Origin of the sequence: Solidesulfovibrio aerotolerans, assembly GCF_009856865.1 — a bacterium.
GTDB classification, from domain to species: domain Bacteria; phylum Desulfobacterota; class Desulfovibrionia; order Desulfovibrionales; family Desulfovibrionaceae; genus Solidesulfovibrio; species Solidesulfovibrio aerotolerans.
Map to the genome: position 1 here is coordinate 17,648 of NZ_WVUD01000030.1, position 17,920 is coordinate 35,567.

Consider the following 17,920-nt stretch of genomic DNA (forward strand, 5'->3'; position numbering starts at 1 on the left):
ACAGCATGATAGCAACACTTTCTTGACAAAACGCAGTCCCGATGTTCTATGCTGCAAGAAAAGCTTTGCGGTGGCGCAACGGCCCACAAAAGCTTTGGCTGCAACCTGAAATGATGCGTGCGTGGCGACGATGCTGCAGACCCCCCGGCCCTGCATCCCGACGCGACAACGTTCGTTTCCAGGTTCGGCCGGTGTGCGGCGGCAGGCATAGCGTCTCCCCGCCAGTGGCAGCAAGGCCGCATGCGACAAAGATTTCTCCGTCCATGCGAACGAATCAGGCAACGCAGTATCGCCGCCAACGTCAAGGAGGCCGCCAATGAAGAACTGGAAATGGACCCTGCCCGTCGGGCTTTTGGCCATTGTGGCCATCGCTTTGTGGTTCGAACCCGCCTTTGCCGACAAACTTTCCGACGCCATTGCCAAGGCCCCGGTCGGTGCCGAGCCGGGCCAGATTCCGGCCGATCCCAACGCCCCCAAGGGCTTTCTCGGCATCCCGGGCTCCCCGGTGGTCAACCCCATCCTGGCCTTTTGCTGGGCCGTGTGGGTCGGCTGGATCTTTTCCACCGTGGGCGCGTTTGGCGGCGTCATGGCCGGCGTCGGCCACATGAGCGTCTTTGGCTTCGGCAACTATGCCGGCAGCTTTAAAAAGACCGCCCCGGACCTGGGCAAGATCGTCACCGACTCCATCAAGGCCTCCAACCAGTTCCTGGTCGGTCTGTCTGCCGCCATCAGTTCGTTTAACTACTTGAAAATGAAGCGCCTCGTGCTGCCCCTGGCCATCACCCTGGGCCTGGGCTCGCTGATCGGTGCCTGGCTGGCCCAGGAACTCTCGGCCGGCAAGCTCGATTTCAAGTCCTACCAGGGCTATTTCGGCCTCTTCGTCCTGCTCCTCGGCGCCTGGCTCCTCTACGAGACCACCCCGGCCGGACAGGCCAAGAAGCAGACCGCCAAAAAGGCCGCCCAGGCCTTTGAGGCCGCGGCCAAGAAGCAGGCTGCCGGCGAGTCCCTGGACGCCGCCAATGTCGGCCTGCACATCACCCAGTTCACCCTGTCCACCTGCGCCTTCACCTTCTATGGCGTGCCGTTTCGCTTCAACCCCCTGGTTCCCTTTTTGGGCGGCATCGTCATCTCGGCCGTGGCCGCCTTTCTCGGCGTCGGCGGCGGCTTCCTGCTGGTGCCCTTTTTAACCAGCGTCACCCAGTTGCCCATGTATCTGGCCGCCGGCACCTCGGCCCTGGCCGTTTTGGTCAGCATGGTCACCAGCATCATCACCCTGCTCTCCAAGGGCACGCCCATCGAATGGCACTTCATCGGCCTGGAGATGCTCGGCATCGCCGTCGGTTCCTTCGTCGGCCCCATGACCTCGAAGTACTTCTCCGATGTGTGGCTCAAGCGCCTGTTTATCGTGCTCTCCGCCTACGTCGGCATCGGTTATCTGCTGGCCGGCTTTTTCAACTTCAAGATCCCCGGCGTGTAGATCGAATCACCGTCCGTCTGGACACGGCTCCCCGTCCCGGTTACCTGGGGCGGGGAGCTTTTTTGGTTATGAACGACTTTTTTTTAAGCGCCTTTCTGGTCATCGACGCCATCCTGGTGGCCCCCTTCCGCTGGTTTGCCAATGCCCAGGCCGGTTTTTTCTGCGGGCTGGCCGTGCTGGCCGTTACCAGCGCCGTCCTTGGCCGGGCCTGCGCCGCCGGCGTGGCCCGGGTCCATCGGGCCAAACGCGAACGCCAGGACGCCGAAATCAAACGCCACCAGGACCTGTCCTTTTCCGCCCTGGCCGCCAAGGACCGCGCTGTCTACCTGGCCGCCAACCATCTGGCCCAGGAGGCTTACGGCAATTCCATGGCCCTGGCTGCGGGGCGGGCGGCGGCGCTCATCTGGCCGGCCCTGCTCGTCCTGGCCTGGGCCGGCTGGCGGTTTGCCGGCGTGCCGCTGCCCCTGGTCGGCGAATCCGCCGGCCCGGCCGTCTTTTTCCTGCCGCTCTACATTGCCGCCCTGTGGGGCGTCTCCCGGCTCGGGCGGGCCTGGCGGGCCAGACGCGCCGCCACGGCAAGTTCTGACGCGATCCACTTTCCTCCCGGCCCGAAGTGACGTAAACTCCCCGCCACAGGGGGTGTATTGATGCGGCGCAGAGAGTTTCTGCTGACGGGCCTGTTGCTGCCCTTTTTCGCCGGCTGCGGCCGCGACGAGGACGCCGTGCGCGTGGACCTGTCCAAGCGCCAGGAGCCGACCATGCGCCAACAGCCCAAGGCCGTCTCCTACGCCTATCTGCCCCAATACGCCCACACCGTCTCCTACGAACGCCACCGGCTGCTCCTCGACTACCTCTCCCGGGCCACGGGCCTGACCCTGCGACAGGTCTTTCCCGACACCTTCGAGGAGCACGTGCGCATGGTGGAGCGCGGCGAAATCGACATCTCCTTTTCCAATCCCTTCGCCTACATCCGCATGGCCGCAAGCGGTGCCAGGGCTTTTGCCCGCATCATCGAGCCGTCGGGCAAGCCGGATTTCAAAAGCCAGATCATCTGCCGCCGCGACAACACGGCCCTTGCCTCCCTGGCCGATTGCCGGGGCAAACGCTGGATGGCCGTGGACCAGTCCTCGGCCGGCGGCTACATCTACGCCCTGGGCGAATTTTACGACAACGGCATCCGCCGCTCCGATTTCGCCGAAATCACCTTTGCCCCGGGACCGGGCGGCAAGCAGGAAAAGGTCGTGCTGGCCGTGTTTGCCGGCATCTGCGACGTCGGCTCGGTGCGCGACGGCGCCCTGGACATCCTGCGCGACCGGATAGACTTGGGCCAGATCCGCGTCCTGGCCGAAAGCAAGGCCTATCCCGGCTGGGTCTATTGCGCCCGCCAGGGATTCCCGCCCGAAACCACCGCCAGGATTGCCCAGGCCTTTTTCAGCCTCAACTTCGAGCGCCCCGATGACGCCGTCATCCTGACCACCGCCGGCATGCGCGGCATTATCCCGGCCGTTGACGCCGACTATGCCTCGGTGCGCCGGCTGGCCGACAAACTCGGCCTCGATACCACCGTCGGGGGCGACGAATGATGCCCCAACTGTCGGCCTTAAGCTTTCGCACCAAAATCAACTGCGGCATCGTCCTTATCGTCGGACTCATCGCCATTCCCCTGGCCTATCTCACCTGGCGGGCCGCCGCCGTATCGCTGCAGGAGGAAACCCGGAAACGCGGGCTTGTCCTGTCGGAAAACCTGGCCATGCGGATCTCTGACCCCTTGCTGTCCATGGATCTGCTGCGCTTAAAAAACATGGTCGATGAACTCGATAAGGTCGATGACATCAGCTACGCCTTTATCCTCGACCGCCAGGGCAGCGTGCTCGTCCATTCCTTCACCGGCGGCTTTCCGGTGGCCCTGACCGACGTCAACGCCCCCCGCGACGGCAAACCCAACATCCGCCTCCTGGACACCGGCCGGGAATTCATCGACGATTTTGCCGCGCCCGTGGTCATCGTCGGCACGCCCTTTGGCACGGCCCGCATCGGCCTGTCGCGCACCAAGGCCGAGGCCGCCGCCGACCGGCTGGCGCTTATGATCGTCTTTTATTCCGCCGCCGCCATGGTGGTCGCCCTGGCCCCGTCCACACTCTTTGCCCGGCGCGTCACCGAACGCATCAATCGCCTCAAGCTCCACGCCGAAGAAGTGGTCAAGGGCAACCTCGATCCCCGGGCCGGCCCCCCTGCCCTGCGCCCCTGTTCGGCCATCCTGGACTGCGACAAAAAACTGTGTCCGGCCTACGGCGACAAAAACCGGCGCTGCTGGCTGACGGCCTCGCCGGACCAGCGCGGCGACGGACCGGAGTCCTGCCGGGACTGCCCGGTCTACCGCGAACAAAAAGGCGATGAGATTCAGGATCTGGCCGAGACGTTCGATGTCATGGCCGTGTCGCTCAAAACCCATCTCGACGAACTGCGCCGCACCGAGCAGGTGCTCACGCGCCAGGAGCGGCTCCTGCGCACCATCCTCGACGCCACCCCGGATTTGGTCTGCCTGCTGGACGAGAATTCCCGCTATCTGGCCGTCAACCGGGCCTTTGCCGCCTTTCTCGGCCAATCTTCCGAGGCCATTGTCGGGACCACCGACCGCGAGGTCTTTCCCGACGACGAAGGCCCGGACATGCACGCGCAAAACAGGCAGGTGCTGGCCGCCGGCCGGCCCAGCCACCGCGAAGTGCGCCTGCGCCGCCCGGGCGCGCCCCAGTGGCTGCATATCGTGCGCGTGCCGGTCACCGACCGCGCCGGCCGGGTCATCGGCCTGTTGCGCACCGCTCGCGATGTCACCCAGCTCAAGCAATTCCAGGAGCAGTTGATCCAGTCCCAGAAGATGGAGTCCATCGGCAAACTGGCCGGCGGCGTGGCCCACGAAATAAACACCCCCCTTGGCGTCATCCTCGGCTATGCCCAGCTCCTCCAGGAGGACGTGCCGGCCGGCAGCCAGATCCTCACCGATTTGCAAACGATTGAGAAACAGGCCAAGGTCTGCCGCAAGATCGTGGCCGACTTGCTCGGTTTTTCGCGGCAGGCCGAAAGTGCTAAAATCGAAATGTGCTTTAATAATTCGCTTATGGAAGCCATCAGCCTCGTGCGCCACGCCCTTTCCCTGGAGCGAATCGTCATCGCCGCCGATCTCGACGAACGCATGCCCATCATTTACGGCGACCCGGAAAAACTCAAACAGGTCTGGATCAATCTGCTCTCCAACGCCAGCGACGCCCTGGGCAGCCGGGGAGGCACCCTGCTGGTGCGCTCCCGCCTGTTTGTCGATCAGCAAAAAGTGACGGCCTGGTTTGCCGACACCGGCCCCGGCATCAGCTCCGAAAACCAGAGCCGCATCTTCGATCCCTTTTTCACCACCAAGCCCGTGGGCCAGGGAACGGGCCTGGGGCTTTCCGTGTCGTTTGGCATCATCAAAGACCACGGCGGGGTCATCCGGGTGGAAACGCCCGCTCCGGAAGGCTTTTTTGACGCCCTGGTAACCAACGGCGACAACGCGCCCGGTACGGTCTTTATTATCGATCTGCCGCTGGATCACGAAGAAACCCTCGGCGGGCCGCAGCTCGCCGATCTGAGGGAGGCATAACGCCCATGGCCGACATCATCGTACTCGACGACGTCATCGACGCCGGCGTCGTTATCAAACGCATCCTGGAGCGCAAGGGACACAGCGTCAGCGTGTTTACCGAGGAAGAGGAAGCATTGGCCCATGTGGCCAAAAAGCGCCCGGCCCTGGCCATCCTCGATATGAAGCTTAAGAAACTGAGCGGTGTGGAAGTCCTTGAAGAAATTAAAAAACGCGCCCCCGAAACCCGCGTGATTATGCTCACCGGCTATCCCACCCTGGAAACGGCCCGGGAATCGGTGCGGCTGGGGGCTTGCGAATACTGTGTGAAGCCCATCGACAAGGACGAACTCGAACGCAAGGTCGAAGAGGCCTTGGCCCTGCCGCCCCAAAACGGTTGAGCGGAGCAGACGTGTTTTCCAAGGAACTCTTTCGCCGCTGGACCTATCAGGTCTTTGCCCCGGGCGTGCTGTTGCGCGAGAAGTACAACGCCTTCCGGGAGCTTTTACGCTACGACGACGCCTGTCTGGAACTCATTGCCGCCATTGAGGACATCCACTACGGCGGCGCAGCCGTGGACTGGACCCGGGTGGTCCATCTGACCCGGCGGCTGCGCGCCTCGGTCAGCGAACTGGTGGAGCGTCTGACCCGCCTGTCGCCGTCGCGCCACCTCGATCTGCCGGAATACGCCCGCAAAGTGGATTTCTACGTCCAGATGGCCCTGGATCTCCCGGCCGGCGACATGTCGCCGCCCTTTGTCGTGCCCCTGGCCGACGTGGCCGGGGACGTGGACCGGGCCGGGGGCAAGGCCGCCAATCTGGCCCGGGCCGCCGCCCAGGCCCGGGTTGCCACCCCGGACGGCTTTGTGGCCACCACCGGCGCTTTCCGCTATTTTCTCGAAGCCTGCGAACTGCGCCCGGCCATTGACCGGCTGTTGCGCCGGGTTGACCTGTCCCGGCCCGACGAAGTGGCCGACATCGCCGCCGAACTGCGCCGCCGCATCCTGGCGGCCCCCATACCCGAGGAAGTGGCCGGTCCCCTCGCCGCCGCCGCCGCAAACCTCGGCCGCAACCCCGACGGCTCCGGGTGCCTGCTGGCGGTGCGCAGTTCCGCCGTGGCCGAAGACGGCCGGGCCTCCTTTGCCGGCCAGTACCAAAGCCTGCTCGACGTCGACCCGGCCGAAGCCGTTGCGGCCTACCGCCAGGTGGTGGCCAGCAAATATTCGGCCAAGGCCATCACCTACCGGGTGCTCACCGGCTACGGCGACGACGAAACGCCCATGGCCGCGCTTTTTCTGCCCATGGTCCCGGCGACTGCTTCCGGGGTGCTCTACACCCGCGACAGCGCCGACCCGAGCGCCCCCATGACCATCTACGCCGTTCCGGGCCTGGGTGCCGATCTGGTCGAAGGCTCGGCCAGCCCCGAACGGCTCGTCCTGTCCCACGATCCGCCCCATTTTCTCCTCGACCGCCAGACCCTGGACGCCCCGACGCTGTCCGAGGCCGCCGCCGGCCGGCTGGCCGCCATGGGGCTGCGCCTGGAACGGACCTTTGGCGCACCCCAGGACGTGGAATGGGCCGTTGGACCCGACGATGCGCCGGTCATCCTCCAATCCCGCCCCATGGCCGTGGAAGGCATCCCGACCCTGCCCGCCGCGCCTGCGCCCAGAGTCCCCCAAGGACTCATCCCGCTGCTCACCGGCGGCATGCGCGCCTCGGGCGGCGCAGCCTGTGGTATTGTGCGCTTTGCCGAAACCGTTTTTGACGTCGAAAGCATCGTCCCGGGCACCGTACTCGTCACCCCGACCCTGCCCACCGCCCTGGTCCGGGCCGTGGACCGACTCGCCGCCGTCATTGCTGTCTCGGGCAGCCGGGCCGGCCATTTCGCTTCGGTGGCCCGGGAGTTCGGCCTGCCGGTGCTGACAGGGGTCACCGACGCCTTTGCGGCACTCACCGAAAACACGGAAGTGACCGTGGACGCCGACGCAACCGCCGTCTATCCCGGCCGCATCGCCGCCTTGCTGGCCCGGCCGAGCGCGCCCCGGGCGGCCGAAGGTTCACCGGTGGCCGCGCGTCTGGCCCAGTTGACCCCGCTCGTGGCCAGCCTCACCCTCACCGATCCGTCCTCGCCGGATTTCGCCCCGGACAAGATCCGGTCGCTGCACGACGTGGTCCGCTTTGCCCACGAAAAGGCCGTTACCGAAATGTTTTCCCTGGTCGGGGAGTCCGGCCGGGGGCTGACCTCGGCCAGACGCCTGCGCAGCCATCTGCCGCTGACCATGTACGTCCTGGACCTCGGCGGCGGCGTGTTTGAAACCGCAGCCACCGACAAGGAACTGCGGCCCGACCAGATCAAATGCGCCCCCATGTGGGCCTTGTGGTCGGGTCTGGCTGCCGACGACGCCCCCTGGCCGCCGGGACCGCCCATCACCGACGACGAAGGCCTTGACCGCACCAGCGGCGGCATTTTCCTGGCCGACTCCAAGCATCTGGCCAGCTATGCCGTCATCTCTGACACCTATGCCCATGTCATGCTGCGCTTCGGCTATCATTTCACGGTGGTGGACGCCCTGTGCGGCCTTGACGAAAACCAGAACTACGTCAATTTCCGGTTCAAGGGCGGCGGCGCGGCCTTTGGTCCGCGCACACTGCGCCTCGCCTGCGTGCGCCGGGTGCTAGCCCATTTCGGCTTTTCCGTGCGCGTCTCCGGCGACCTCCTCGACGCCTCCCTGACCCGCATCCCGGAACAGGTGGCCCAGAAACGGCTGGCCATGCTCGGCTGTCTGCTGGCTGCCACGCGCATGCTCGACATCCGCCTGCCCTCCGAGACCGAGGCCGATGCCTGGGTCGAGGCCTTTCTCCAACGCACCGACCGCTAGGGCCCGGGAGTTCCATGGCCGCCGCCAATCATGCCTATACCCTGACCTGGGTCGCCGACCATCTGGCCGTGGGCGGCGCGCCCATGTCCCAGACCCAGCTCGACTCGCTCAAAGACCAGGGCATAACGGCCATCCTCAACCTGTGCGGCGAATTCTGCGACCTCCACGAGATCGAGGCCGCCGCCGGGTTCGAGGTCCATTATCTGCCCATCGCCGACGAGGCCGCGCCGGACATGGCCGCCCTGGAAGCCGCCCTGGCCTGGCTCGACGAGGCCGTCTATCTCGGCAAAAAAGTGCTCATCCACTGCCGCCACGGCATCGGCCGCACCGGCACGGTCTTAAACGCCTATCTGCTGCGCCGGGGCCTGGGGCACAAGGGTGCCGCCCGGGTGCTGCGGCCGCTGCGGGCCAAGCCGGCCAATTTCGACCAGTGGCGCACCATTCGCCGCTACGGCAAAACGGCCGGCAAGCTCACCGTGCGCGAACCCCGGCTGGAATCCGGCCGGCCCGTCAATCTGGCCCCGTTTCTCACCGACTATGCCGGTCTGATCGACCTGGCCCGGGAAGCGGCCGGCAGCGTACCCCAGTGCGGCCGCGACACCGACGCCTGCTGCCGCCGGCCGCTGTGGCTGTCGCTTATTGAGGCCGTGGCCCTGGCCAGAACCATCGACGTGACCCTGCCAAGCGAGGTGCGCCAGGCGGTCATCGAACGCTCGGCCGAGGCCGCCCGGGAGATGGACGACCTGACCCGGCGCTACGGCGACTCCCACGAACTGTGCGTGACCGCCTGGTCGCGATTGTGCCCCCTGGCCGCCGACGGGGCCTGTCTGGTGTTTGACAACCGCCCGGTGGCCTGCATCCTCTACGGCACGCCCGGCGAAGCCACCGCCGCCTTGTGGGAAAAGACCCTGGAGCCGGCCCTGACCGACCTGTCGCGCCAGATCTTTTTCGCCCTGGCCGGGACCATGGGCGAGACGGCCCTGCCCCTTTTCGCCCTGCCCGACGTGGCCTCGGGACGCTACGTGTCGGCGGTGTTTCAATACCTGCTGGCCCATTCCCGGCGTTGACCGCAGGGCTTTGGGCGCGGTAGAAAACCTGTTTATCCAATGCATGCAAGGAGGCCGTCATGGCTGAAGATTTCAGGACGCTTTTGATGGAATCGGACCGGTTGGAAGACGGCGACCGCTGGTTCGGCGATATCCAGATCGGCGGCTGGTTTTATTTTTCGGCCCAGGCCGGGCCGTTCCACGACAGCCGCCCCCAGGAACTGCTGGAAAACCCCATGGGCTACGAATCCTTCGATCTGCGCCTGCAAACCGTCCAGGGCGTGATCAGCTACGGCCGCTACGGTGCCTGGGAGGATCTCAAAACCAAACCCTGGGCCGCCCTTTTTACCGAAGACCGGCCCACGGTCCTCCATGCCCCGGACGTGCCGGTGGCCACCTGCCAGCAGATTTACGAGGATCTCCTCACCTACGCCCGCGTCAATCCGCTGCCCTGACCGCGCACAATCCCGCCCGGGGGAGGCACACCGGTCGCCTCCCCCCTTCCCCTCCTGTTCGCCCCGCGCTATAGCGTCAGCATGAAGCTGCCCGCAAAACGCCGTTCCCTGGCCCTGGCCGTGTGTCTGGCTACCCAACTGCTGCTCGCCGGATGCGCCGGCGTGGAGGGCACCCCCCACGCCACGGCCTCGCCGGGGGCCAACGGCCCGACCGGCGCGACCGTCCAAACCACCGCCCCGGCCCCGGGCCAGACCACGGGCACCGCGCCCTATCAGGTGCGCCAGCCCGTTGCGCCCGCGCCCGCCGGTCCCTGGAACAGCCGCATCTCCCCGGCCAGCCAGCAAATCCCAAGCTTTGCCTCCCTGGCCCCGGCCGTGGACCGCTCCATCGCTTTTGCCGCCCGAAAACCGGCCCAGGCCATCGCCGTGGACAAGCCCGGTGCCACCCTGACCTGGGGCCAACTGCATCAGGCGCTTATCACTTTCCGCCGCATCCTGCCCGAACTCGACCGCGATCCCTCGGTCTTAAGCAAGTATTTCACCTGGACGCCGCTTGCTACCGAAACGCTCTTGACCGGCTACTACGAACCCACCATCGAAGTCTCGCGCACCCGCCAAGGCCAATACATCTGGCCCATCTACCGCAATCCCGGCGCAACCGGCAAACACCACAGCCGCGACGCCATCGACTACAAAGGAGCGCTGGCCGGCCGCAACCTGGAACTGGGCTTTGCCAAAGACCCCATCGCCGTCTTTTTCCTGCACGTCCAAGGCTCGGGCAAGCTGCGCTACATCGAGGACGGCTCCTCGGTCTATGCCCTCTTTGACGGCAAAAACGCCCACCGCTACGTGGGCCTGGGCCGGGTCATGGTAAATCAAGGCTGCTTTCCCGAAGAAGAGATGAGCATGCAGCGCATCCGCCGCTTCCTGGAAGAAAACCCGACCCAGGTGCGCGACTATCTGACGAAAAATCCCAGCTACATCTTTTTCAAGGCCTCCCAGACCTCCCCGGTCGGAGCCATGGGCGTGCCGGTCACCCCCCACGCCAGCGTGGCCGTGGACCCGGGCTTTGTGCCCTACGGCCTGCTCATGGCCCTTGACGGCGATCTGCCCGGCTACCCGCCCGGCACCGGCCCCGGCGTCGAACGCTTCACCGGTTTCATCATGGCCCAGGACACCGGCTGCATGCGCGACAACCACTTCGACCTCTACCTCGGACCGGGCGAAAAAGCCGCCCACCAGGCCGGCCTCATGAAAGGCACCGCCAAGGCCTACATCCTGATGCCAAAGTAAGGGTGGAGAGAAGAGAAGACAGAAGAGTGCCTCCGGCGGCCGGGGGCCTGAGGCCCCCGGACCCCCCACCGGGAGAAGTTTTTTAAGGGGTTTTGGACATTGGCTGGCACGCTGGCCGGTTACCGGCCCGGACAGTCAGCCTTTCTACGCTGCGGCGACCCGATTCGACCGACGAGGGCCTCTCCTGCTCCGGCCCACCATCGCGCCAGCACCCATAACCCCCTGATAAAACTTCTCCTATCAAGGGGGTCCGGGGGGGATTATCCCCCCCGGCCGCCGGAGGCACCCTTTTCTTCTTTCCTAACGACGCATATCAAAAGCGACTTTGACGCTATTGGCGGTGCGCTTGTCGAAGGCGGTCTGGAAGGCCTGCTTCCAGTCGGTGAGGGCGAAGGTGTGGGTGAGCAGTCCTTTGGTCGGGATGCGGCCGGAGGCCAGCAGTTCAAGGGCCAGGGCGTAGGTGCGCACGCGCTGCCCGGGATGGCGCGGGTCCGGGCCGGTGGCGCAGCCAGAGGAGCCGGCAATGGTCAGTTCCCGAAACCACAGGCTGGAGATGTCGACGTCGGTCAGGCGTGAGCCGGCCCCCACCATGACGTAGGTGCCGCCGGCGGCCAGGGCCAGCAGCCCGTCGCCGAAGGTGCGCGACGATCCCACGCAGTCAAAAACCACGTCCACGCCGCCCTCGATGTTGCCGCCGCCCAGGCTGGTCGGCAAAAAGCGCGCGCCGATGCCTGCGGCCAGTTCCTGGCGTGTGCGGGTGGCCAGCACCATGTCGGCCCCGCCGGCTTTGGCCAGGACCGCCTGGACCGGATGGCGCGCGGCCACCAGGATGCGGCATTGGCTGCCGCAGCCACGCAGGCTGCGCACCACCTGCTGCCCGACGATGCCCGCGCCGATGATGAGCACGGTGGCCCCGTCGGCCGGAAAGTGGTCGAGCACGGGTTGCAGCGCCGAGGCCAACGAATCGGTCAGGACCGCGTCTTCATCGCACAGGCCGTCCGGCACGGCGATAAGGCGCGAGGGATGGGCGGCCGTGCGCTCGGCCATGCCCCCGCCGGCCCGGCGGGTAAAGCCCAGAAATGACCCAGGCGGCAGGTCGCCGTCCAGAAACCGCTCGCAGCGGTTGTACCGCCCGGCCTGGCAACTGGGACAGGGCGGCAGGCCGCGCGTCTCGCAAGGCAGCCCCGGCTCGACCACCACCCGCGTCCCGGCGGTCAAGCCGAGTTGCGGCGCGTCCTGCTCCAGTTCGGCCACCATTTCATGGCCCAGAATAAAGGGCAGGCTGGCATAGGGTTCCAGAAGCGGCGACTCCAGCCCGCGCAACAAGCCCAGGTCGGAGCCGCAGATGCCGCACAGCCGGGGCCGCAGCGCCAGCCAGCCCTTGGGCGGATCAAACGGGATGTTTTCCAGGGCAAGCGGGGCCACGGACGGGAAAAAACGTCGCGGAGCCAGCTTGGAGGCCAGCATCGAGGCCAGATAACGCGGTACGCTGCGGCGGTAGTGCAGGGCCAACATCGATTTTTTTCCTTTTCTGGCAGGCTTGAATCACTTGAAATAATGGCGGAAACACGTATAGGTCAGACACACGTCCCGACGCTGCCGCGCCGTGTGACGTTCGGGGGCCTTATACCACAATCGGCCCGCCCTCAAGGGACCGCCAAGGAGACGCACATGCTGATAAAGGATTGGATGAGCAAGTCCCCGGTCACGGCCAAGCCGTCCACCTCCATCATGAAAGCCGCCAAGCTCATGAAGGAAAACGGATTTCGTCGCCTGCCCGTCATCGACGACGATGGCCGACTCGTCGGCATCGTTTCGGATCGCGATATCAAGGAGGCCTCGCCCTCCAAGGCCACCACGCTGGACATGCACGAGCTGTACTATCTGCTCTCGGAAATCAAAGTGGGCGATATCATGACCAAAACGGTCGTGTCCATCAGCCCTGACGCGACCGTTGAAAAGGCCGCCGTGCTCATGCTGCGCCACACCGTTGGCGGCATGCCCGTGGTGGATACGAACAACATCGTGGTCGGCGTCATCACCGACAGCGACATCTTCAAGGTGCTGGTCAGCATTACCGGCGTGCTCAGCGGCGGCCTGCAATTCGCCTTGGAACTGCCCAATGTCTCGGGCAGCCTCAAGACGGTTCTGGACGATTTCAAGGCCCACGACGTGCGTATTTTAAGCATCCTGACCAACTACGACGACGACAAGCCCGACACCCGCACCGTCTACATCCGCGTGCGCCCCATGGCTGACGAAAAGGCCAAAGACGTCGTCGACCGCTTAAAGGCCAACCACAACCTGCTCTACTGGGCCAAAGACGAAATATAGCCCGGCCGACCCGTCCTTTCCCCGCGCGCCGGCTTTGGCCGCCGGCCTTGAGTCCCTGCCGCCGTCATCAGCCCGATTGACGGCGGCAGGATCATGCCTATTGTGGAGACAGGCCAAGCGCCACCGACCGGATGCCACCAAGGAGCACCAATTATGCTTGAAGATCGTTACTGCCCGCACTGCAAAGCCCAACTCCAGTCCTGGATCGGCCCCCCGGAGACCGGCTGGGGTGAGATTCTGGTGTGCAACAACAACGAATGCACCTTCTATGTCGGCTCGAAGACCGAGATCCAGAACAAGGACGAGGACAACAGCCTGGGCTGCCGCTACGCCGAAGACCCGGACAATTGCTACACGGCCTTTAATCTGCTGGCCTGGCACAAAGTCGGCTAGGCTCCCGCCCCCCCTCGCCTCCAACCGCCGGCTCTTGCCGGCGTTTTTTTTGGCACTCGCCTGCGCCAACGCCGTTTAGCGCCTCCCGACGACGGCCTGTTCCTGGCCTTTCCTTGCCGGGAGCGAGAGCTCCCGTCCCGGCGGTTGGCTGACGGCCCCCTGGCCCCTTCCTCTTGCCGCGCCTCCCGTGCCCGCAGCTGGCTGTCCCTGGGCCTTCCCTCGCCGGGGGCAGTGCCTCCCCTGTTTGTGGGGACGGCCGGGCCTGTCCGCCGCCCGTCCGGTCTGGACGCAGCGTCCACCTGCCGTGCTGCGTGTCCGTATCTGCATGAAATACTGTTGCACAGAAACTGTTTACAAAAGGAACTCTCCGCAAAAGTTCTCTTTGGTGCTTGCAGCGGTCTGTGCCGTGCGTCTTGGCGCTTGTTTTGCAAAATCAGCAATCAAGTCGGGAATAAGCGGCGTAGCGACACGGTGGGGGACGGAACAGGGGACGGCGCTTTTTAGCAGCCAGCCTTTTTGAAACAGGACAGGCGTTTGATATGGCACAGATTTTTAGCACTGCCCCGAGCGGCCCCGCCGAACCTGAGCCGCAAACCGGCCGAAGAGAGCCTCAAGGCCGACGCCCACGGCTGTCGCAGAATATAAAAGAGTCAAACAAAGATGTTGCCAATATGTACTGCCGCGAGTCCTTTCCCGGCAGCAGACAGCAGGACACCGCACAGCCCCGGAGGTTTTGACGATGCAGGAAGTTTTTCCCCAGACAAAGCCGGATCGCCGTTTCCTCCCGGACATACCATCCAAGCATGGCAGCCGTCGGACCAGCGGAATACGCTATTTCTCCCAGGGGCCTGCAGACGTCTACAGCGCCAACGGCAAGTACCGCTATTGCTCGGGCAAAACCGTTGACATCTCCGAGGGCGGGTTGCTGCTTGTGCCGGACAAACCGCTGCAGGTGGGCGAAAAGGTGGTGCTGCGGTTTTTTTTAAACCCCGGCACCATGCCCGAAGGGTACGAGTCCTTTGTCAAGCTGCCGGCGCAGGTGGTGCGGGTGGACGCCGTCTCGGGACAGGCGGCCTTTGCCTTTGAAAAAAACATATCCGAATATTTCCGCCGCAAACGCTGGCGCTATTATGAAACCGCCTCCCTGCTGGGCATTTTGATCACCCTGGTCGGAGTGTGGTTCATTAAAAAAGAAAGCATCTTTTATTTCTGGTTCGACGTGCCCGTATTCCTGTACGGGCTGTGCGCCGTGTTCTATCTGCTGTCCCGCTTTCTGTTTGCCGCCATGTACCGGCCCTGGCCGGTTATTCCCGGCTATACGCCAAGCGTCTCCATCGTCATTCCCTGCTTTAATGAAGAAGAATGGATCGAAAAGACCATCTATGGCTGCTTAAACCAGCACTATCCCGAAGAACTGCTCGAAGTGATCCTCGTTGACGACGGCAGCACGGACAATTCCGTGGCCGCGGCCGAGGCGGCCAAGGCCAAAATCAACGACGAAGTAGGGGACCGGCTGACCATCCATGTGTTCCCGCAAAACCAAGGCAAACGCCACGCCCTGGCCGCCGGCGCACGGTTGGCCAAAAATGAGCTGGTGATCTTTGTCGATTCCGACAGTTTCCTCCAGCCCGACGCCATCCTCCAGGTTGTCCAGCCCTTCCACGATCCCCATATCGGCGGTGCGGCCGGGCGGTGCGAAGTGGAAAACAAGTGGACCAACATCCTCACCCGCATGCAGGCCGTGCGCTACTTCATCGGGTTTCGCATCTTCAAGGCCGCCGAAAGCATCTTCGATGTGGTCACCTGCCTCTCCGGCCCCCTGGCCTGCTACCGCCGCGACGTGCTCATGCGCTACCTCGACCCCTGGGTGAATCAGAAGTTCCTGGGCCGCCCGGCCACCTTTGGCGACGACCGCAGCCTCACCAACTTCGTGTTGGGCAGCCACCACGCCGTCTACCAGCACACCGCCGTGGCCAGCACCATCGTGCCCTCCGCGTATGGCAAGTTTTTCAACCAGCAGATGCGCTGGAAGCGGTCCTGGCTGCGCGAGAGCCTGCGGGCCTGCAAGTTTATGTGGTTTAAAGAACCGTTTATGGCCATTTCCTTCTATCTTGGCCTTATTTTGCCGGTCATGGCCCCGGTGGTGGTGCTGCGGGCCTTTGTCTTTATGCCGGCGGCCTACGGTATCTGGCCGACCATGTATTTAGCCGGTGTTCTGCTTATGAGCATGCTCATGTGCACCTCGTATCTCTTGATAAAACGCTCCAATCTGTGGCTGTACGGCATACCATTCTGTTTTTTCTATCTCTTCGTGCTCCTGTGGCAGATCGTGTGGGCTGTGTTGACCTTCTGGAAGTCTGACTGGGGAACGCGGCCGTCAAAGCATGACAAGGACCACTTCATGGGCTGATGCCCCGCACATCGCATTAACCCACAGACACGGGACGCACGCCATGAGAAAATTCTTTCGCTACCTGCTGCAATACGCCATCCTGGCAGTCGTTGGTTACTTTATTTATCAGACGGCCTTTAAACGCGATACGCCCCCGGTCCACGACCGGGCCGCCTGGACCCAGCGCGACGGCTTTGTGGCCCTAAGCTACGGCGGCATCACCATTGATGACCACGTGACCTCCCTGGTCTCCAAGAACCTTCTGCGCGAGCAGCTCCAGCGGCTGCGCCAGGCCGGCTACCAGACCGTCACCACCGCCGATATCGTCGCGTTTTATGAGCAGAACAAACCCCTGCCGGAAAAGGCCCTCTATTTGATGTTTGAGGGCGGGCGCAAGGACAGCGTGCTGTTCAGCCAGCCCGTGCTGACCGGGGTGGGCTTTAACGCTGCCCTCTACCTCTACGGCGACCGCCTCAACGGCTGGAACCGTTTTTTCGTGCGCCGTTCGGAACTCAACAAAATCGCCTCCAATCCCTTCTGGGACGTGGCCTCCATGGGCTATCACTCCAAGCTGATCAATCAGACCCCCACAGGCGGCTACGCCTACTACCTGACCGAACGCCTGCGCGGTGCCCCGGGCGGGACCGAAGAGACCCAGGCGGCCTACATCGCCCGGGTGACCGAGGATTTCCGGCTGGCCCGGCAGTCCATTGTCGATATGGCGGGTGTGACCCCGCTCGGCTATGTGTTCATGCCGGCCAACACCCTGGGTGTGAGCCTGCCCGAGGCCGAGGCCGCGCCTAACGCGACGGCCCTGGCCCAAAACTTCCCCATGGCTTTTACCCGGGTGGGCGAGACCTACAATCCCCGCGACGCCGACCCGCGCCGCCTCACCCGCCTGCAAGTCTCCCCGAACTGGACCGCTGACCGTCTCCTGTTGGAAATCGAGGCCCGCCAGCCCAAATCCCGCTTCATGGATTTTTCCCAGTCCGTGCGCCAGGGCTTGTGGCAGGTGCCCGTGGGGGAGCTGGATGCTGCGGGCGACCGCCTGACCCTGGCCGGCCCGCTGGGCAAGGACGGCTTTGCCCGGCTGCGCGGTTCCGAGGGGTTTGACAACTTCCTGTGCCAGGTGAAAACCACGCCGCCCGTCGGCGGGGCCAGCGCCATCTATCTGCGCTGGCGCGACGCCGCCTCCTTCGTGCGCATCCGCACCACAGCCGAGCGGGTGATGGTCCAGGAGAAAAACGGCACTTCGCTCAATACCCTCTTCCAGTACGTGCTGCCCCAGGAGCGTTCCGGTCCCGTGGTGTACGACATCTGCGTCAAGGGCAACCGGCTGCTGCTGTCGGTGGACGGCAAAAACGTCACCTCCTATCCCATTCCGCTGCTTGCCGAGACCAGCCGGGGCAGCTTCGCCCTGGGCGCGTTTGACGAGGAAGGGGCCACCTCCGACCCGGCAGTCTTTTCCGATCTGAGCCTGACCACCTTCCCGGCCCACTGGGTGAGCGCCCCGGGCATCAACGACGTGCCCCTGGGCCAGGCGCGCACCCTCACCTCGGTGGTCTTGCCGGCCGAAACCCTTAAGGGCGATCCGCTGCGCGACGCCGCCGCCTTGATCACCGCCGCCGCAAACGGCGTGAGCGTCTACCTGGATCTGGCCGGCAGCGATCCCGCCACCATCGAAGAGACGGCGAGCTTCGTGCAATCAGCCCCCGGTGCCCTGGTCTTTTCCAAGCTCCTGCGCGGCTTCGTCCTCCCGCTTGGCGGCCTGGACGACCTGGGCCGTCTGGATACCATCATAACCGCCCTGCACGCCAAAGGATTTTCCGTGGCCCTGCGGGTGGATGCGGCCGGGCAGGCCCGGCTCCTTGAGGCCGACTTCGCCCTCAAACCGGATTGGCTGCTCTTCGATACGCCGCCGGCCGCCGACGATAGCGCCATGATTCCCCTGGAGAACCGTTTCGACCGGTCCCACATGCTCTTTCGGGCTGCCGCCTCGGCCGGCTCGCCAACCATCTCCTACGACGTGAAGAGGTAGCGCC

At 64.5% G+C, this 17,920-nt stretch carries 14 protein-coding genes; 13 read left to right on the forward strand and 1 reads right to left on the reverse strand.

Features of this window, described 5'->3' with window-relative positions; translation table 11 throughout:
* Positions 1–316 precede the first annotated feature (316 nt).
* The 9 genes from GTA51_RS14605 to GTA51_RS14645 all read left to right on the forward strand — a co-directional run bounded on the left by GTA51_RS14605 (position 317) and on the right by GTA51_RS14645 (position 10,759).
* A complete protein-coding gene (locus GTA51_RS14605; RefSeq protein WP_160962309.1) occupies positions 317–1,477 on the forward strand; it encodes a sulfite exporter TauE/SafE family protein in 1,161 nt (386 codons plus the stop codon).
* 68 nt (positions 1,478–1,545) lie between these two features.
* On the forward strand, positions 1,546–2,094 hold the full coding sequence (locus tag GTA51_RS14610; RefSeq protein ID WP_160962311.1) for a hypothetical protein: 549 nt from the start codon (positions 1,546–1,548) through the stop codon (positions 2,092–2,094).
* 30 nt (positions 2,095–2,124) lie between these two features.
* Positions 2,125–3,060 carry a phosphate/phosphite/phosphonate ABC transporter substrate-binding protein gene (locus GTA51_RS14615; protein ID WP_160962313.1) on the forward strand — a complete coding sequence of 312 codons (936 nt, stop codon included), beginning with the start codon at positions 2,125–2,127 and terminating at the stop codon, positions 3,058–3,060.
* The gene (locus tag GTA51_RS14620) at positions 3,057–5,108 is read left to right on the forward strand and encodes a PAS domain-containing protein (RefSeq protein WP_160962315.1); all 2,052 of its coding nucleotides are present in this window, start codon (positions 3,057–3,059) and stop codon (positions 5,106–5,108) included. Before GTA51_RS14615 ends, GTA51_RS14620 begins: the two co-directional genes overlap by 4 nt.
* A 5-nt stretch (positions 5,109–5,113) precedes the next feature.
* Positions 5,114–5,488, forward strand: a complete 375-nt coding sequence (locus GTA51_RS14625; protein WP_160962317.1) for a response regulator — start codon at positions 5,114–5,116, stop codon at positions 5,486–5,488.
* An 11-nt stretch (positions 5,489–5,499) separates the two neighbouring features.
* Complete coding sequence (locus tag GTA51_RS14630) at positions 5,500–7,965, forward strand: PEP/pyruvate-binding domain-containing protein (RefSeq protein ID WP_160962319.1); 2,466 nt, start codon at positions 5,500–5,502, stop codon at positions 7,963–7,965.
* A gap of 14 nt (positions 7,966–7,979) precedes the next feature.
* On the forward strand, positions 7,980–9,032 hold the full coding sequence (locus GTA51_RS14635; protein ID WP_160962321.1) for a protein-tyrosine phosphatase family protein: 1,053 nt from the start codon (positions 7,980–7,982) through the stop codon (positions 9,030–9,032).
* A gap of 59 nt (positions 9,033–9,091) precedes the next feature.
* Entirely contained in the window at positions 9,092–9,466 is a 375-nt protein-coding gene (locus GTA51_RS14640) for a hypothetical protein (protein WP_160962323.1), read from the forward strand.
* Positions 9,467–9,547: 81 nt separating this feature from the next.
* Positions 9,548–10,759, forward strand: a complete 1,212-nt coding sequence (locus tag GTA51_RS14645) for an MltA domain-containing protein (protein WP_160962325.1) — start codon at positions 9,548–9,550, stop codon at positions 10,757–10,759.
* 300 nt (positions 10,760–11,059) lie between these two features.
* On the opposite strand, the gene GTA51_RS14650 is transcribed toward GTA51_RS14645, so the two are convergent.
* Complete coding sequence (locus GTA51_RS14650) at positions 11,060–12,274, reverse strand: zinc-dependent alcohol dehydrogenase (protein ID WP_160962327.1); 1,215 nt, start codon at positions 12,272–12,274, stop codon at positions 11,060–11,062.
* A 156-nt stretch (positions 12,275–12,430) separates the two neighbouring features.
* Here GTA51_RS14650 and GTA51_RS14655 point away from each other — a divergent pair, with 156 nt between their 5' ends.
* The 4 genes from GTA51_RS14655 to GTA51_RS14670 all read left to right on the forward strand — a co-directional run bounded on the left by GTA51_RS14655 (position 12,431) and on the right by GTA51_RS14670 (position 17,916).
* Positions 12,431–13,093, forward strand: coding sequence for a CBS and ACT domain-containing protein (locus GTA51_RS14655; RefSeq protein ID WP_160962329.1), 663 nt, complete (start codon positions 12,431–12,433; stop codon positions 13,091–13,093).
* Between the two features lie 153 nt (positions 13,094–13,246).
* Positions 13,247–13,486, forward strand: a complete 240-nt coding sequence (locus GTA51_RS14660) for a hypothetical protein (protein WP_160962331.1) — start codon at positions 13,247–13,249, stop codon at positions 13,484–13,486.
* A 739-nt stretch (positions 13,487–14,225) separates the two neighbouring features.
* Positions 14,226–15,896 (forward strand): glycosyltransferase, encoded by a 1,671-nt coding sequence (locus GTA51_RS14665; protein WP_160962333.1) that lies wholly within the window; start codon positions 14,226–14,228, stop codon positions 15,894–15,896.
* Between the two features lie 43 nt (positions 15,897–15,939).
* On the forward strand, positions 15,940–17,916 hold the full coding sequence (locus GTA51_RS14670) for a polysaccharide deacetylase family protein (protein WP_160962335.1): 1,977 nt from the start codon (positions 15,940–15,942) through the stop codon (positions 17,914–17,916).
* Positions 17,917–17,920 lie beyond the last annotated feature (4 nt).

Excerpts from the sequence above, each read along its gene's own strand:
- GTA51_RS14645 (WP_160962325.1), top strand. The coding sequence starts at position 9,548 with ATGAAGCTGCCCGCAAAACGCCGTTCCCTGGCCCTGGCCGTGTGTCTG.
- GTA51_RS14670 (WP_160962335.1), top strand. The coding sequence starts at position 15,940 with ATGAGAAAATTCTTTCGCTACCTGCTGCAATACGCCATCCTGGCAGTC.
- GTA51_RS14655 (WP_160962329.1), top strand. The coding sequence starts at position 12,431 with ATGCTGATAAAGGATTGGATGAGCAAGTCCCCGGTCACGGCCAAGCCG.
- GTA51_RS14635 (WP_160962321.1), top strand. The coding sequence starts at position 7,980 with ATGGCCGCCGCCAATCATGCCTATACCCTGACCTGGGTCGCCGACCAT.
- GTA51_RS14610 (WP_160962311.1), top strand. The coding sequence starts at position 1,546 with ATGAACGACTTTTTTTTAAGCGCCTTTCTGGTCATCGACGCCATCCTG.
- GTA51_RS14665 (WP_160962333.1), top strand. The coding sequence starts at position 14,226 with ATGCAGGAAGTTTTTCCCCAGACAAAGCCGGATCGCCGTTTCCTCCCG.
- GTA51_RS14615 (WP_160962313.1), top strand. The coding sequence starts at position 2,125 with ATGCGGCGCAGAGAGTTTCTGCTGACGGGCCTGTTGCTGCCCTTTTTC.
- GTA51_RS14620 (WP_160962315.1), top strand. The coding sequence starts at position 3,057 with ATGATGCCCCAACTGTCGGCCTTAAGCTTTCGCACCAAAATCAACTGC.
- GTA51_RS14605 (WP_160962309.1), top strand. The coding sequence starts at position 317 with ATGAAGAACTGGAAATGGACCCTGCCCGTCGGGCTTTTGGCCATTGTG.
- GTA51_RS14660 (WP_160962331.1), top strand. The coding sequence starts at position 13,247 with ATGCTTGAAGATCGTTACTGCCCGCACTGCAAAGCCCAACTCCAGTCC.
- GTA51_RS14640 (WP_160962323.1), top strand. The coding sequence starts at position 9,092 with ATGGCTGAAGATTTCAGGACGCTTTTGATGGAATCGGACCGGTTGGAA.
- GTA51_RS14650 (WP_160962327.1), bottom strand. The coding sequence starts at position 12,274 with ATGTTGGCCCTGCACTACCGCCGCAGCGTACCGCGTTATCTGGCCTCG.
- GTA51_RS14625 (WP_160962317.1), top strand. The coding sequence starts at position 5,114 with ATGGCCGACATCATCGTACTCGACGACGTCATCGACGCCGGCGTCGTT.